This is a genomic window from Bacillus sp. FCW2 (genome assembly GCF_021228595.1).
In the GTDB taxonomy this organism is placed as follows: Bacteria; Bacillota; Bacilli; order Bacillales; family Bacillaceae; genus Bacillus; species Bacillus velezensis.
This window is the reverse complement of record NZ_CP089436.1, coordinates 1,900,855-1,916,408: the sequence shown is the minus strand read 5'-3', so window position 1 is coordinate 1,916,408 and position 15,554 is coordinate 1,900,855. Positions and strand designations below refer to the sequence as shown.

The 15,554-nt window shown below is 45.8% G+C and carries 15 protein-coding genes; all 15 read left to right on the top strand.

The window, feature by feature from the left end; all coding sequences use genetic code 11:
• Nucleotides 1-4: 4 nt before the first annotated feature.
• The 15 genes from sucD (at nucleotide 5) to fliI (ending at nucleotide 15,554) form a co-directional block, all read left to right on the top strand.
• Nucleotides 5-907 carry a succinate--CoA ligase subunit alpha gene (gene sucD / locus K3G25_RS09775; RefSeq protein WP_003154281.1) on the top strand — a complete coding sequence of 301 codons (903 nt, stop codon included), beginning with the start codon at nucleotides 5-7 and terminating at the stop codon, nucleotides 905-907.
• A 64-nt stretch (nucleotides 908-971) separates the two neighbouring features.
• On the top strand, nucleotides 972-1,871 hold the full coding sequence (dprA, locus tag K3G25_RS09770; protein WP_014417764.1) for a DNA-processing protein DprA: 900 nt from the start codon (nucleotides 972-974) through the stop codon (nucleotides 1,869-1,871).
• A gap of 181 nt (nucleotides 1,872-2,052) precedes the next feature.
• Nucleotides 2,053-4,128, top strand: a complete 2,076-nt coding sequence (gene topA / locus K3G25_RS09765) for a type I DNA topoisomerase (RefSeq protein WP_095271967.1) — start codon at nucleotides 2,053-2,055, stop codon at nucleotides 4,126-4,128.
• A gap of 64 nt (nucleotides 4,129-4,192) precedes the next feature.
• The gene (trmFO, locus tag K3G25_RS09760) at nucleotides 4,193-5,500 is read left to right on the top strand and encodes an FADH(2)-oxidizing methylenetetrahydrofolate--tRNA-(uracil(54)-C(5))-methyltransferase TrmFO (protein WP_012117550.1); all 1,308 of its coding nucleotides are present in this window, start codon (nucleotides 4,193-4,195) and stop codon (nucleotides 5,498-5,500) included.
• 69 nt (nucleotides 5,501-5,569) lie between these two features.
• A complete protein-coding gene (xerC, locus tag K3G25_RS09755; protein WP_007409774.1) occupies nucleotides 5,570-6,487 on the top strand; it encodes a tyrosine recombinase XerC in 918 nt (305 codons plus the stop codon).
• Nucleotides 6,488-6,502: 15 nt separating this feature from the next.
• A complete protein-coding gene (hslV, locus tag K3G25_RS09750; RefSeq protein WP_014417767.1) occupies nucleotides 6,503-7,048 on the top strand; it encodes an ATP-dependent protease subunit HslV in 546 nt (181 codons plus the stop codon).
• A 16-nt stretch (nucleotides 7,049-7,064) separates the two neighbouring features.
• Nucleotides 7,065-8,468, top strand: coding sequence for an ATP-dependent protease ATPase subunit HslU (gene hslU, locus K3G25_RS09745; RefSeq protein ID WP_017417774.1), 1,404 nt, complete (start codon nucleotides 7,065-7,067; stop codon nucleotides 8,466-8,468).
• A gap of 37 nt (nucleotides 8,469-8,505) precedes the next feature.
• Nucleotides 8,506-9,285, top strand: coding sequence for a GTP-sensing pleiotropic transcriptional regulator CodY (gene codY / locus K3G25_RS09740; RefSeq protein WP_003154263.1), 780 nt, complete (start codon nucleotides 8,506-8,508; stop codon nucleotides 9,283-9,285).
• 353 nt (nucleotides 9,286-9,638) lie between these two features.
• Nucleotides 9,639-10,028 carry a flagellar basal body rod protein FlgB gene (gene flgB, locus K3G25_RS09735; protein ID WP_003154260.1) on the top strand — a complete coding sequence of 130 codons (390 nt, stop codon included), beginning with the start codon at nucleotides 9,639-9,641 and terminating at the stop codon, nucleotides 10,026-10,028.
• Nucleotides 10,028-10,480, top strand: a complete 453-nt coding sequence (flgC, locus tag K3G25_RS09730) for a flagellar basal body rod protein FlgC (RefSeq protein WP_003154259.1) — start codon at nucleotides 10,028-10,030, stop codon at nucleotides 10,478-10,480. Before flgB ends, flgC begins: the two co-directional genes overlap by 1 nt.
• Nucleotides 10,481-10,490: 10 nt before the next feature.
• A complete protein-coding gene (fliE, locus tag K3G25_RS09725) occupies nucleotides 10,491-10,811 on the top strand; it encodes a flagellar hook-basal body complex protein FliE (protein WP_007409777.1) in 321 nt (106 codons plus the stop codon).
• A gap of 42 nt (nucleotides 10,812-10,853) precedes the next feature.
• A complete protein-coding gene (fliF, locus tag K3G25_RS09720; protein ID WP_014417768.1) occupies nucleotides 10,854-12,464 on the top strand; it encodes a flagellar basal-body MS-ring/collar protein FliF in 1,611 nt (536 codons plus the stop codon).
• A gap of 12 nt (nucleotides 12,465-12,476) precedes the next feature.
• Nucleotides 12,477-13,493 carry a flagellar motor switch protein FliG gene (gene fliG, locus K3G25_RS09715; protein WP_003154256.1) on the top strand — a complete coding sequence of 339 codons (1,017 nt, stop codon included), beginning with the start codon at nucleotides 12,477-12,479 and terminating at the stop codon, nucleotides 13,491-13,493.
• Nucleotides 13,486-14,241, top strand: a complete 756-nt coding sequence (fliH, locus tag K3G25_RS09710) for a flagellar assembly protein FliH (RefSeq protein ID WP_017417778.1) — start codon at nucleotides 13,486-13,488, stop codon at nucleotides 14,239-14,241. Before fliG ends, fliH begins: the two co-directional genes overlap by 8 nt.
• The gene (gene fliI / locus K3G25_RS09705; RefSeq protein WP_007611430.1) at nucleotides 14,238-15,554 is read left to right on the top strand and encodes a flagellar protein export ATPase FliI; all 1,317 of its coding nucleotides are present in this window, start codon (nucleotides 14,238-14,240) and stop codon (nucleotides 15,552-15,554) included. Before fliH ends, fliI begins: the two co-directional genes overlap by 4 nt.

Below are 15,554 nucleotides of genomic sequence, written 5' to 3'. Positions count from 1 at the left end.
GATAATGAGTGTTTTTATCAATAAAGATACAAGAGTTATTGTACAGGGGATTACAGGTTCTACCGCTTTATTTCATACAAAGCAGATGCTGGAATACGGCACGAATATCGTTGGCGGTGTAACACCTGGAAAAGGCGGAACGGAAGCGGAAGGCGTACCGGTATTCAATACGGTCGCAGAAGCGGTTCATACAACGGGCGCTGATGCGTCAGTTATTTACGTGCCGGCTCCGTTTGCGGCGGACGCAATTATGGAAGCGGTTGACGCGGAAATTGATCTTGTCATTTGTATCACCGAGCACATTCCGGTTTTGGACATGGTGAAAGTGAAGCGCTTTATGGAAGGCAAGAAAACGAGATTAATAGGGCCGAACTGCCCGGGTGTTATTACACCTGAAGAATGCAAGATCGGCATTATGCCGGGATACATTCATAAAAAGGGCCATGTAGGCGTTGTATCCCGTTCAGGAACATTGACATACGAGGCCGTCCATCAGCTTTCAGAAGCCGGCGTAGGCCAATCTACCGCTGTAGGGATCGGCGGCGACCCGGTCAACGGCACGAACTTTATTGACGTGTTAAAAGCGTTCAATGAAGATCCTGAAACACATGCCGTCATCATGATCGGAGAAATCGGCGGCACAGCTGAAGAAGAAGCGGCTGAGTGGGTGAAAGCGAACATGACGAAGCCTGTTGTCGGCTTTATCGGCGGTAAAACCGCGCCTCCGGGAAAACGCATGGGCCACGCGGGCGCCATCATCTCCGGAGGAAAAGGCACGGCAGAAGAAAAAGTCAAAACGATGAACGCCTGCGGAATTGAAGTCGCGGAAACCCCTTCTGTAATGGGTGAAACGCTGATTAAGGTGTTAAAAGAAAAAGGCTTATTTGAAACGTGCAAAACGCACTGATCGAAGCAGGGGCAGCCGTAACGGCTGTTCCTGTTTTTGCTGAAAAAAGAGGAGGTTGCCAGATTTGGATCAAGCATCGCGCTGTTTAATGGTCTGCAGTATTAATCAAATCATTTCCCCGTCTCTTCTATTAAAATGGTGGAAAGCTGATCACTCTCTGTCTTTTTTACCGGATCCGCATCCATTAACTGTTTTATCAGAAGGGAAAACAGCCCCGGAAGCAATTTTTCGGGAAATAGAGCGCAAGGAACCGGAACTTGATGAAGTTCTGTCCGATTACCGCCGCAAAGGCATTACTGTCATTCCGATTTCATCAAGCCGCTATCCAACATGGCTTAAAGCGATTTATGATCCGCCGGCTGTCTTGTATGCAAAAGGGAACACGCTGCTTCTTGAAAAAGGCAGAAAAATCGGGATTGTAGGAACGCGGAAACCGACGGAAGACGGAATAAAAGCGGCTGGGCATCTTTCCGCCGAACTCTCAAAAAAAGGCTGGGTCATTGTAAGCGGGCTTGCATCCGGTATAGACGGATTGTCTCATAAGGCGAGCATCAGGGCAAAAGGGCTTACGATCGGCGTGATAGCCGGCGGATTCCATCATATCTATCCCCGGGAAAATCTCCTGTTAGCAGAATACATGGCTGAACACCATCTCCTACTCTCAGAACATCCTCCTGAAACAAAGCCGAAAAAATGGCACTTTCCGATGAGAAACCGCATAATCAGCGGACTAAGTGAAGGAATTGTGGTCGTGCAGGGAAAAGAAAAAAGCGGTTCATTAATCACAGCTTACCAGGCCCTCGATCAAGGCAGAGAGGTATTTGCCGTTCCGGGTTCCATATTTAATCCATATTCCGGAGGACCTATAAAACTCATTCAAGAAGGGGCGAAAGCTGTATTATGCGCAGAGGATATTGACGGAGAGCTGACCGCCCGATGCGTTCAGTATACGGAACCCTTTTGAAATATCGTTTGACAAACGGTATTGTAATATTTAATAATAGTGAGGATTTAAAGTTGCACATTATTTTCATGTATAAAATGACGTTCATCATAAAGAATGAAATGTTGAAAGCCATAAAAAGGCAGCTCTAAAATGAATTGATACTTGAAAAGAGAGAGAACACCTCTTGAGGGGGATGAAAATGTCTGATTATCTAGTCATCGTGGAATCGCCGGCAAAGGCGAAAACGATTGAACGTTATTTAGGGAAGAAATATAAAGTCAAAGCTTCAATGGGACATGTCCGGGATCTTCCGAAAAGTCAAATGGGAGTTGACATCGAACAGAACTTTGAACCGAAATATATTACGATCCGCGGAAAAGGCCCTGTTTTAAAAGAATTAAAAACAGCGGCAAAGAAAGCAAAAAAAGTCTATCTCGCGGCCGACCCCGACAGAGAAGGGGAAGCGATTGCATGGCATCTCGCACACAGCCTTGATCTGGATCTCAGCTCGGACTGCCGGGTCGTCTTTAATGAAATAACGAAAGACGCCATTAAAGAATCATTTAAACATCCGCGCATGATTAATATGGATCTTGTCGATGCGCAGCAGGCGCGCCGCATACTAGACAGACTCGTCGGATACAAAATCAGCCCGATTCTTTGGAAAAAAGTAAAAAAAGGCCTCAGTGCGGGCCGTGTGCAATCCGTTGCGCTCCGGCTGATCATCGACCGGGAAAAGGAAATCAACGACTTTAAACCTGAAGAGTACTGGACGATTACCGGCTCATTTTTAAAGGGAAAAGAGACGTTTGAAGCCGGATTTTTCGGGAAAAGCGGCAAAAAGCTTCCTTTAAAAAGCGAAGAAGACGTAAAAGCCATCCTTGCTCAGCTGAAAGGCAATAAGTATACAGTTGACAAGGTTACGAAAAAAGAGCGCAAACGAAATCCCGCTCTGCCGTTTACAACGTCCACTCTGCAGCAGGAGGCTGCCAGGAAGCTGAATTTCAGAGCGAAGAAAACGATGATGATCGCTCAGCAATTATATGAAGGAATTGATCTCGGCAAAGAAGGGACAGTCGGGCTCATCACGTATATGAGAACGGACTCAACGCGGATTTCCAATACAGCCGTTGAAGAAGCGTCAGCTTTTATTGATCAGGCGTACGGAAAAGAGTACTTAGCGGGAAAACGGAAACCGGCAAAGAAAAATGAAAATGCTCAAGATGCCCACGAAGCGATCCGCCCGACTTCGGTGCTCAGAAAACCTGCCGACTTAAAAGCGGTGCTTGGAAGAGACCAGCTCAGATTATACAAGCTGATTTGGGAGCGCTTTGTTGCAAGCCAGATGGCGCCTGCAGTCCTAGATACGATGAGCGTCGATCTCAGCAATAACGGATTGACATTCCGGGCAAACGGAAGTAAAGTCAAATTCGCCGGCTTCATGAAAGTCTATGTAGAGGGTAAAGACGATCAGCTGGAAGAAAAAGACCGCATGCTTCCGGACCTTAAAGAGGGAGACACGGTTTTATCGAAAGATATTGAGCCTGAGCAGCACTTTACTCAGCCGCCTCCGCGTTATACAGAGGCGCGCCTGGTTAAAACACTTGAAGAACTGGGGATCGGCCGTCCTTCGACATATGCGCCGACTCTTGACACCATCCAGCGCCGCGGTTACGTGGGATTAGACAATAAACGGTTTGTGCCGACTGAGCTTGGGCAGATCGTGCTGGATCTTATCATGGAGTTTTTCCCGGAAATCATCAACGTTGAATTCACTGCTAAAATGGAAAGAGACCTTGACCATGTTGAAGATGGACAGACAGAATGGGTTCAAATCATTGACAGCTTCTACACCGACTTCGAAAAACGCGTGAAAAAAGCGGAAGCCGAAATGAAAGAAGTGGAAATTGAACCTGAATACGCAGATGAAGATTGTGAGTTATGCGGCTCCCGGATGGTTTATAAAATGGGCCGATACGGCAAATTTATGGCGTGCTCCAACTTCCCTGACTGCCGGAACACAAAACCGATTGTCAAACAAATCGGCGTAAAATGTCCTAAGTGCCATGAAGGAAACATTGTCGAACGAAAATCAAAAAAGAAACGCGTCTTTTACGGCTGTGACCGTTATCCTGAATGCGACTTCGTATCTTGGGACAAACCGATTGAACGAAAATGCCCGAAATGTGAAAATATGCTCGTAGAGAAAAAGCTTAAAAAAGGCATACAAGTCCAATGCGTCGAATGCGATTATAAGGAAGAACCACAGAAGTAGCGGTGAGCAGAGCCTTGCTCACCTTCTTTGTGTGGAAGGGACAAACAACAGGAGATGAAAAGAAATGAACCAGCAAACAGTTAATGTAATCGGAGCAGGCCTTGCCGGAAGTGAAGCGGCATGGCAGCTTGCAAAACGAGGAATTCAAGTGAAACTATATGAAATGCGGCCCGTCAGGCAGACGGCAGCCCATCATACTGATAAATTCGCCGAACTGGTATGCAGCAACTCCCTCCGTTCAAATACACTCGCCAATGCGGTAGGCGTATTAAAAGAAGAAATGCGGGCCCTTGACTCGGCAATCATTCAATCTGCTGATAAATGCTCGGTTCCGGCAGGGGGAGCGCTTGCCGTTGACCGTCATGAATTTGCGCAAAGCGTGACGGATCTCGTGAAAAACCATCCGAACGTAACGGTTCTTACTGAGGAAGTAACAGAGATTCCGGAAGGCCCGACTGTTATCGCGACCGGACCGCTTACGTCAGAATCGCTTTCACAGCAGCTGAAAGAGCTCACGGGAGAAGAGTATCTGTATTTTTATGACGCGGCGGCGCCGATTGTCGAAAAAGACAGCCTTGATATGGAGAAAGTGTACTTAAAATCCCGTTATGACAAGGGAGAAGCGGCGTACTTAAACTGCCCGATGACAGAGGAAGAGTTCGACCGTTTCTATGAAGCATTGACGACGGCTGAGACGGTACCTTTAAAAGAATTCGAGAAAGAAATCTTCTTTGAAGGCTGCATGCCGATTGAAGTCATGGCGAAAAGAGGCAAGAAAACGATGCTGTTCGGACCGATGAAACCGGTCGGACTGGAAGATCCGAAAACAGGCAAGCGCCCTTATGCAGTCGTTCAGCTCAGACAGGATGATGCGGCGGGAACGCTTTATAATATTGTAGGTTTTCAGACACATTTAAAATGGGGAGACCAAAAAGAAGTGCTTAAACTGATCCCCGGCCTTGAAAATGTTGATATCGTCAGATACGGCGTCATGCACAGAAACACATTTATCAACTCGCCGAGCCTTTTGAACCCGACATATCAATTTAAACAGCGGAACGATCTGTTTTTCGCGGGCCAAATGACCGGCGTAGAGGGTTATGTTGAATCTGCCGCTTCAGGTCTTGTAGCGGGAATCAATGCCGCCAAACTTGTGCTCGGTCAGGATCTTGTGACATTCCCGCAGGAGACGGCGATCGGAAGCATGGCTCACTACATTACGACGACAAATCAGAAGAACTTCCAGCCGATGAATGCAAACTTCGGCCTCTTAAAAGAATTGCCTGTAAAAATTAAAAACAAAAAAGAACGAAATGAAGAATACGCTAAACGCGCAATTGAGACTATTCAAACTATTTCGAAAACGATATAGCTTTTCATTGCAACTTCGATGCATTATATGATACCATTTAAAAGCCCTTCGGAGAGGGAGGTCTTCATAATGACTGAGAATGTTAACTTTTTTTTAAAGTTATTCGTTGAATATTTACAAATTGAAAAAAATTATTCACAATATACTATTGTGAATTATGTTAATTCGATTGAAGAATTTGGGATGTTTCTGCATGCTCAAAATATAAATGGAATGAAAGAAGCTGCATATCATGATGTGAGAATATTTTTGACAGAGGCTTATGAAAAAGGCCTGTCAAGAAAAACAATCAGCAAGAAAATTTCAGCTTTGAGAAGCTTCTATAAATTTTTAATGAGGGAAAAGCTTGTTGAAGAGAATCCGTTTCAGCTTGTTCATCTGCCGAAACAAGAGAAACGGATTCCGAAGTTTCTTTATGAAAAAGAACTTGAGGAACTATTCGCTGTTTCAGACAGAAGTCAGCCGTCAGGGATGCGCGATCAGGCCCTGCTTGAGCTTCTTTATGCGACCGGAATGAGGGTCAGTGAGTGCTGTACGCTTACTGTCGGCGATCTTGACCTGTTCATGGATACGGTGCTCGTTCACGGGAAAGGCAAGAAGCAGCGCTATATCCCGTTCGGCTCATATGCCCGTGATGCGCTGGAGCTGTATATCAACAGCGGAAGGCAGTGCCTGCTTGAAAAAGCAAAAGAGCCTCATGATGTGCTGTTTGTCAATCAAAGAGGCGGCCCGCTGACCGCCAGAGGAATCCGGTATATTTTAAGCGGGCTTGTAAAAAAAGCATCCGGCACTTTACATATACACCCGCATATGCTTCGGCACACGTTTGCGACTCATCTGCTGAATGAAGGGGCTGATTTAAGAAGCGTCCAGGAGCTTTTGGGCCATTCCAATCTGTCTTCTACGCAGATATACACGCATGTATCGAAGGAAATGCTGAGAAACACATATATGTCCCACCACCCGAGAGCTTTTAAAGAAAATTAAAAGGAGGCCCTTCTCATGTCATCTTTTCATGCGACAACGATTTTTGCCGTCCGGCATAACGGGAAAAGCGCTATGTCAGGAGACGGCCAGGTCACATTCGGTCAGGCTGTAGTCATGAAACATACCGCGAGAAAAGTGAGAAAGCTGTTTAACGGAAAGGTTCTGGCCGGATTTGCGGGATCTGTTGCAGACGCTTTCACACTTTTTGAAATGTTTGAGGCGAAGCTTGAAGAATACAACGGCAATTTAAAACGTGCGTCGGTTGAGCTTGCGAAAGAATGGCGCAGCGATAAAGTGCTGCGCAAGCTGGAAGCCATGCTGATTGTCATGAACCAGGATACCTTGCTTCTCGTATCGGGAACAGGTGAAGTGATTGAGCCGGATGACGGTATTTTGGCCATCGGCTCCGGCGGAAACTACGCCCTGTCAGCAGGAAGAGCGCTGAAAACCTATGCCGGAGAGAATCTGTCCGCCAAAGATATTGCAAAAGCCGCTTTGAAAATCGCGGGCGAGATTTGTGTGTACACAAACGATCAGATCATTTTGGAAGAACTTGAATAGAAAGGACTTGAGGCGCATGGAAAACAAACCGTTAACACCGAGACAAATCGTAGATCGGTTGGATCAATACATTGTAGGACAGCAGGATGCGAAAAAAGCTGTCGCCGTGGCATTAAGAAACCGCTATCGCAGAAGTCTTCTTGATGAAAAACTGAGAGACGAGATCGTTCCCAAAAACATCCTGATGATGGGCCCGACCGGGGTGGGGAAAACAGAGATCGCCAGACGGATCGCCAAGCTTACCGGTGCGCCATTTATAAAAATTGAAGCGACAAAATTTACAGAAGTCGGCTATGTAGGCAGAGATGTTGAATCAATGGTCAGAGACCTCGTTGAGACATCCGTGCGGCTCATTAAAGAAGAAAAAATCAGCGAAGTGAAAGAACAGGCTGAAGAAAATGCAAACAAACGTATAGTGCGGCTTCTCGTTCCGGGAAAGAAAAAACAAGCGGGTGTGAAAAATCCGTTTGAAATGCTTTTCGGAGGAAGCCAGGCGGCAAATGATGATGAAACCGACCAGCAGGAAGAAGCAAGCCTTGAAGAGAAAAGAAAGCGCATGGCGCATCAGCTCGCATTGGGAGAGCTCGAAGACCATTACGTCTCCGTAGAGGTGGAAGAGCAGCAGCCGTCGATGTTTGACATGCTGCAAGGCTCCGGGATGGAGCAGATGGGCATGAATATGCAGGATGCGCTGAGCAATCTGGTGCCAAAAAAGAAAAAACGCCGCAAAATGACGGTCAGAGAAGCAAGGAAGGTTCTGACCAATGAAGAGGCAGGCAAATTAATCGATATGGATGAAGTCGGCCAAGAGGCCGTGTTAAGAGCTGAAGAGGGCGGCATTATCTTTATTGACGAAATAGATAAAATCGCAAAAAACGGAGGGGCTTCTTCCTCAGCAGATGTATCGAGAGAAGGCGTTCAAAGAGATATCCTTCCGATTGTCGAAGGCTCTACCGTCGTCACGAAATACGGCTCCGTCAAAACAGATCACGTGCTGTTTATCGCAGCCGGGGCATTCCATATGGCAAAACCGTCTGATCTGATTCCGGAGCTGCAGGGCCGCTTTCCGATTCGTGTAGAATTGAGCAAGCTGACGGTAGATGATTTTGTGAAGATTCTCGTCGAACCCGATAACGCGCTGTTAAAACAATATCAGGCTTTATTGCAGACAGAAGGTATATCTCTTGAATTTTCTGACGAAGCTATTCGTAAGATCGCCGAAGTGGCTTATCATGTGAATCAGGATACGGACAACATCGGAGCGAGAAGGCTTCACACGATATTGGAACGTCTCTTGGAAGACCTGTCGTTTGAAGCGCCGGACGTAACGATGGAAAAAGTAGCCATCACGCCGCAATACGTTGAAGAAAAGCTCGGAACGATTGCAAACAACAAAGATCTAAGTCAATTTATATTGTGAAAATTTAATAAGAGGAATTCTAGGAGGATTATTTATCATGGCTTTACTACAAAAAACACGAATTATTAACAGCATGCTGCAGGCTGCGGCAGGCAAACCCGTAAACTTTAAAGAAATGGCTGAAACGCTTCGTGACGTCATTGATTCTAATATTTTCGTCGTCAGCCGCAGAGGAAAGCTTTTGGGCTACTCTATTAATCAGCAGATTGAAAATGACCGCATGAAAAAAATGCTTGAAGACCGCCAGTTCCCGGAAGAGTACACGAGAAATCTGTTCAATGTTCCGGAGACGTCTTCAAACCTTGATATCAACAGCGAATACACGGCGTTTCCTGTGGAAAACAGAGACCTGTTCCAAGCGGGCTTAACAACGATCGTGCCGATCATCGGCGGAGGAGAGAGACTGGGCACGCTCATTCTGTCCCGTCTGCAGGATCAATTTGAAGATGATGATCTAATTCTTGCTGAATACGGAGCAACCGTTGTAGGAATGGAGATTTTAAGAGAAAAAGCGGAAGAAATCGAAGAAGAGGCGCGAAGCAAAGCGGTTGTTCAAATGGCGATCAGTTCTCTGTCTTACAGTGAACTTGAAGCGATTGAGCATATCTTTGAAGAGCTTGACGGAAACGAAGGCTTGCTTGTGGCAAGTAAGATTGCGGACCGTGTCGGCATCACGCGTTCAGTCATCGTTAACGCGCTGAGAAAGCTGGAAAGCGCAGGCGTCATTGAATCCAGATCACTGGGAATGAAGGGGACGTACATTAAAGTTCTGAACAACAAATTCCTTATTGAATTGGAAAACCTTAAATCTCATTAAGACAAAAGCAGGATCCCTAAAAATGGGGGTCCTGCTTTTTTTATGGACAATAGGTGAAAAGTTGCAGTTTAAAGTTGCTTATTGGAATCTGATCTGAGATAATCCATCTTGCTGTGTGAAAAAAGGAGGAAGATACAGAAATTCTGCTATTTTCAGTCTTATATTAAACAAATCCTTGTAGTACAAATATTCTAGGACTTAATACCCACATGCAAAATAGATATAATTGAGCACTTTTTTTTAGCCTAACTTCATAGACTTTAAGCCTGTTATTTCTTACAATAAGCATATGGTTTTACAATTCTCGACAAGGATTTTTAGGAGAAAAATATCTGAAATGGAGGTAAGTGGATTTGGACTTATTTTCTGGAACTATACAAAATCTTGAGAATGCCTTGGGGAGAGCGGACATTAAGCAAAAAGTCTTAACTAATAATATCGCCAATATAGATACACCGAACTATAAGGCAAAAAAAGTCTCTTTCCGAAATTTGTTAGATCAGGAAACATCCAATCTTGAGGCTGTAAAAACCGACTATCGGCACGTTGACTTTACGGGTTCGGGGGACGATTATTCTATCGTGTCCAGCAGTGATACATCGTACCAGCAAAACGGAAACAATGTCGATATCGACAAAGAAATGACAGATTTAGCCGAAAACCAAATTAATTATCAGGCTTTGGTTGAAAGAATGAGCGGCAAATTCAATTCTCTGAAAACCGTCTTGACAGGAGGGAAATAATGAGTGGCTTTCAAAGCTTAAATATTTCGGGTTCCGCTTTAACTGCACAGCGTGTCCGGATGGACGTCGTGTCGTCCAACCTGGCCAATATGGATACAACGAGAGCGAAGCAGGTAAATGGCGAATGGGTGCCTTACAGAAGAAAGCTGGTATCTCTCCAATCCGGAGGCGAATCATTTTCGTCCCTTTTACATTCCAAGATGAACGGAACAGGAAGCGCGGGAAATGGCGTAAAGGTATCTGGTGTTACGGAAGACCCGTCCGCTTTTAATCTCGTTTATGATCCGGAGAATCCTGATGCGAATAAAGACGGATATGTACAAAAACCAAATGTAGACCCATTAAAGGAAATGGTGGATCTTGTCAGCAGCACGAGATCATATGAAGCAAACGTAACTGCATTAAACGCCTCCAAAGGCATGCTTTTGAAGGCCTTAGAAATCGGAAAGTAAGGTGATGTAAGTGGTTAACGCTATTACTCCTTTTCAGCTTCAACAAACCCAAAACACTCAAAACGTAACGAATCAATTAAACCAAACTCAAAAAACTGATTCTTCAAACCAAACAAGCTTTTCGGAGCTTTTAAAAAACTCTATTGATTCGTTAAATGAGTCACAAGTGAAATCTGACCAAATAACGAACGAACTGGCTGCAGGAAAGGATGTAAACCTTGACGAGGTCATGATCGCTGCCCAAAAAGCAAATATTTCTCTGACGGCCGCTACCGAATTCCGCAATAAAGCCGTGGAAGCCTATCAGGAGATCATGAGAATGCAGATGTAGTGGTCAGATTGAAGAGAATGACTGGAATGACCGGGGGTTAACATGAATCGTACTCTAATGCAAATAAAAACCAAAACGGCAGCGTTTTGGAACAACAGATCAAAAACACAGAAGATACTCATGGTAAGCGGCTTGGCCGCATTCATTATTTTACTCATCGTCGTTATTATTTTTACTTCGTCTGAAAAGATGGTGCCTCTTTATAAAGATTTGTCCGCGGAAGAAGCGGGGAAGATTAAAGAAGAGCTCGATACGAAAAAGGTGTCTTCTGAACTTGCTGACGGCGGCACGGTCATTAAGGTTCCTGAGAGCCAAGTGGATTCGCTTAAAGTCCAGCTTGCCGCAGAAGGCCTGCCGAAAACGGGATCAATTGATTATTCGTTTTTCGGACAAAATGCGGGCTTCGGCCTGACGGATAATGAGTTTGACGTTTTAAAGGTTGAGGCGACTCAGACCGAATTGTCAAACCTGATAAATGAAATGGACGGTATTAAAAGCTCGAAGGTCATGATCAATATGCCGAAAGAAGCCGTGTTCGTCGGTGAAGATCAGCCGGCAGCATCCGCTTCAATCGTTTTGCAGATGAAACCGGGCTACTCGCTTGATCAAAACCAGATCAACGGGCTGTACCATCTCGTTTCTAAAAGTGTTCCGAACTTAAAAGAAGATAATATCGTCATAATGGATCAAAATTCTACATATTATGACAAAAGTGACAGCGGTGCAGGGTCCGTTTCTGACAGTTATGCTTCTCAGCAAGGTATTAAGTCGCAGGTCGAAAAGGACATTCAAAAACATGTTCAGTCACTGCTCGGCACAATGATGGGGCAGGATAAGGTCGTTGTTTCCGTGACGGCGGATATTGACTTCACGAAGGAAAAACGCACTGAAGACACTGTCGAACCTGTCGATAAAGATAACATGGAAGGCATAGCGGTAAGCGCCGAAAAAGTTGCGGAAACGTATAAAGGCGACGGCGCGGCCAACGGCGGCACGGCCGGAACGGGAAGCAATGACACCGCGAATTATGCCGAGACAAACGGCGGTTCAAACAGCGGGGACTACGAAAAAAGCAGCAATAAAATCAACTATGAAGTCAACCGCATTCATAAAGAAATCGCTGAAAGCCCGTATAAAGTGCGTGATTTAGGCATTCAGGTCATGGTGGAGCCGCCTAATCCGAAAAATGCCGCTTCCTTATCAGCACAGAGACAGGCTGATATACAGAAGATTTTAGGAACGGTCGTCAGAACGTCTCTTGATAAAAACGAAACGCAAAATCAAAACCTGACAGACAATGATATCAACAATAAAATCGTTGTATCCGTTCAGCCGTTTGACGGAAAAACAAGCCTGAACACAGATTCGGCACAATCTTCAGGTCTTCCGATCTGGGTATACATTACAGGCGGCGTACTGCTTGCGGCCATTATTCTGCTTATTATTCTCCTTATCAGAAAGAAACGCTCACAAGAGGATGAATACGAAGAATATGAATATGAAACACCGCCGGAGCCGGTTCGATTGCCTGATATCAACGAAGAGAAAATTGAAACGGAAGAAACAGTCAGACGAAAACAGCTTGAAAAAATGGCTAAAGAAAAACCGGAAGACTTTGCTAAATTGCTTCGAAGCTGGCTGGACGAGGATTAGGGGGAATGGAAAATGGCGAAACGTGATCAGAACAAGCTTACAGGAAAACAAAAAGCAGCCATCCTCATGATTTCCTTAGGCCTTGATGTATCAGCTTCTGTGTACAAGCATTTGTCTGAAGAAGAAATTGAAAGATTGACACTCGAGATTTCGGGAGTCAGAAGCGTCGATCATCAAAGAAAAGATGAAATCATTGAAGAATTTCATAATATCGCAATCGCTCAGGACTATATTTCACAAGGCGGTTTAAATTACGCCCGCCAAGTGCTTGAAAAAGCGCTCGGAGAAGACAAAGCGGTAAGCATTTTAAACAGGCTCACCTCTTCTTTGCAGGTAAAGCCGTTTGATTTCGCGAGAAAAGCGGAGCCCGAACAGATTTTAAATTTCATTCAGCAGGAACATCCGCAAACGATGGCGCTGATTTTATCCTACCTTGACCCGGTGCAGGCCGGACAGATTTTGTCTGAGCTGAACCCGGACGTTCAGGCTGAGGTGGCAAGAAGGATTGCGGTTATGGACAGAACGTCTCCTGAAATCATAAATGAAGTGGAGCGGGTCCTTGAACAAAAGCTGTCCTCCTCCTTTACGCAGGACTATACGCAGACCGGCGGCATAGAAGCCGTTGTTGAAGTGTTAAACGGCGTAGACAGAGGAACGGAAAAAACGATCCTTGATTCATTAGAAATCCAAGATCCTGAGTTGGCGGATGAAATCAAAAAACGGATGTTTGTCTTTGAAGATATTGTCACCCTTGATAACCGTGCGATTCAGCGCGTGATCAGAGACGTTGAAAACGACGACCTCCTGCTTTCATTGAAGGTTGCGAGCGAGGAAGTCAAAGAAATCGTCTTCAGCAATATGTCACAGCGCATGGTTGAAACGTTTAAAGAGGAAATGGAAATTATGGGGCCTGTGCGTTTGCGTGATGTGGAAGAGGCGCAATCAAGAATCGTGGGCGTCGTCCGCAAGCTGGAAGAAGCCGGAGAAATTGTAATCGCGCGAGGCGGAGGAGACGATATTATTGTCTAATATCATTAAACAGCAATCATCATTTTCTCCTGAACAAAAACGGCGCAAGCTTTCCTTGCAGGAAGTCAGGAAAACACATTCCCAGCCAGACCGGGAGGAACCCGAAAATCCAGAGGCTCTCATGGCTTTTGCCAAAGCAGAAGCCGACAGGGTGTCTGAAGAAGCGAAAAATCAATTTGAGCACACTCTTCGTCAGATTGAAGAAGAGAAACACCGCTGGGCGGAAGAAAAACAAAGATTGATAGAAGAAGCAAAGGCAGAAGGATATGAAGAAGGCATGGCATTGGGAAAAGCCGAGGCTCAAGCTGAATACGCCAATCTCATCAGCCGGGCCAATGCCGTTATGGAAATGGCGAGACAGTCAGTCGAGGAAAAACTGGAAAGCGCTGAGGAAGAAATCATTGAGCTTTCCGTTGCGCTCGCTAAAAAAGTATGGCGGCAAAAAAGTGATGATAAAGAGGCTTTCCTTCTGCTGGTCAAACAGGTAGTAGCCGAAGTAAAAGATTATGATGACATCTCCATCTATGTGGACCCTGAATATTATGAGACGGTTCATCAGCATATGGACGAAATTCAGCAGCTGTTATACAAAGAATGCAGATTAAGCTTATATGCCGATGAAAAAGCCGCGAAGGGAACGTGCTCGATAGAAACTCCGTTCGGACGTGTCGATGCAGGCATAGATACCCAGCTGATGCAATTAAAGCAAAAACTTTTAACGGCGCTTGAGGCGGGAGCGGAGCAATGAAGACACAGTATTTAATAGACTCAATTGAAACAGCGGATCCGTACAAGCGCTACGGCAAGGTTAAACGGGTCATCGGGCTGATGATTGAATCAAAAGGGCCCGAAAGCTCAATCGGAGATGTTTGTCTCATTTATCCGAAAGGCCATGCGAAAAAAGCGATTAAAGCTGAGGTTGTAGGCTTCCAGGATGAAAACATTCTGTTAATGCCTTATCTGGAAGCGGCCAGCATCGCGCCGGGCAGCATTGTGGAGGCCACTGGCGAGTCGCTCCGCATCAAAGTAGGCGCGGGTTTAATCGGACAAGTTGTCGACGCGTTCGGCGAACCTCTTGACGGCCGGGCGCTTCCGAAAGGTTTGTCCCCCGTTTCGACGGAACAGCCGCCTCCAAACCCGATGAAACGCCCGCCGATACGGGAAAAGATGGGTGTCGGCGTCAGATCGATTGACAGTCTGCTGACGGTAGGAAAAGGGCAGAGAATCGGGATTTTTGCCGGAAGCGGGGTCGGAAAAAGCACCCTGATGGGAATGATCGCGAAGCAGACTGAAGCTGATTTAAACATTATCGCACTCGTCGGTGAACGGGGGCGCGAGGTGCGTGAATTCATCGAGAAGGATTTAGGCGAAGAAGGCCTGAAACGCTCGATCGTCGTAGTCGCGACCTCTGATCAGCCCGCCTTAATGCGTTTGAAAGCGGCGTATACGGCCACCGCCATTGCAGAGTACTTCCGCGATAAAGGCCGGAATGTGATGTTCATGATGGACTCCGTCACGAGGGTCGCGATGGCTCAGCGGGAAATCGGCCTGGCAGCGGGAGAACCGCCGACAACAAAAGGATATACACCTTCCGTGTTCGCTATTTTGCCCCGTTTGCTGGAAAGAACGGGCGCGAATGAACAAGGAACGATAACCGCTTTTTATACGGTTCTCGTTGACGGAGATGATATGAACGAACCGATTGCCGATACGGTGCGCGGAATATTAGACGGGCATATCGTTCTCGATCGGGCGCTTGCCAACAAAGGGCAGTTCCCGGCCGTGAATATCCTGAAAAGCATCAGCAGGGTCATGTCTAATATTTCAGACACATCGCATATAGAGGCGGCCAACAAATTCCGTGATCTTCTGTCAACTTATCAAAACTCTGAAGATCTCATTAATATCGGAGCTTACAAAAGAGGGTCATCAAGAGAAATTGATGAAGCGATTCAGTTTTATCCGCAGCTTATTCAATTTTTAAAACAAGGAACGGAAGAACCTGCTCAATTGGAAGACAGCATTGCGGCATTGACGAGTCTGACAGGAAAAGAGGAATAA

Excerpts from the sequence above, each read along its gene's own strand:
- flgC (WP_003154259.1), top strand. The coding sequence starts at position 10,028 with ATGAGTGGCTTTCAAAGCTTAAATATTTCGGGTTCCGCTTTAACTGCA.
- codY (WP_003154263.1), top strand. The coding sequence starts at position 8,506 with ATGGCTTTACTACAAAAAACACGAATTATTAACAGCATGCTGCAGGCT.
- hslU (WP_017417774.1), top strand. The coding sequence starts at position 7,065 with ATGGAAAACAAACCGTTAACACCGAGACAAATCGTAGATCGGTTGGAT.
- fliF (WP_014417768.1), top strand. The coding sequence starts at position 10,854 with ATGAATCGTACTCTAATGCAAATAAAAACCAAAACGGCAGCGTTTTGG.
- topA (WP_095271967.1), top strand. The coding sequence starts at position 2,053 with ATGTCTGATTATCTAGTCATCGTGGAATCGCCGGCAAAGGCGAAAACG.
- fliG (WP_003154256.1), top strand. The coding sequence starts at position 12,477 with ATGGCGAAACGTGATCAGAACAAGCTTACAGGAAAACAAAAAGCAGCC.
- fliI (WP_007611430.1), top strand. The coding sequence starts at position 14,238 with ATGAAGACACAGTATTTAATAGACTCAATTGAAACAGCGGATCCGTAC.
- xerC (WP_007409774.1), top strand. The coding sequence starts at position 5,570 with ATGACTGAGAATGTTAACTTTTTTTTAAAGTTATTCGTTGAATATTTA.
- sucD (WP_003154281.1), top strand. The coding sequence starts at position 5 with ATGAGTGTTTTTATCAATAAAGATACAAGAGTTATTGTACAGGGGATT.
- hslV (WP_014417767.1), top strand. The coding sequence starts at position 6,503 with ATGTCATCTTTTCATGCGACAACGATTTTTGCCGTCCGGCATAACGGG.
- trmFO (WP_012117550.1), top strand. The coding sequence starts at position 4,193 with ATGAACCAGCAAACAGTTAATGTAATCGGAGCAGGCCTTGCCGGAAGT.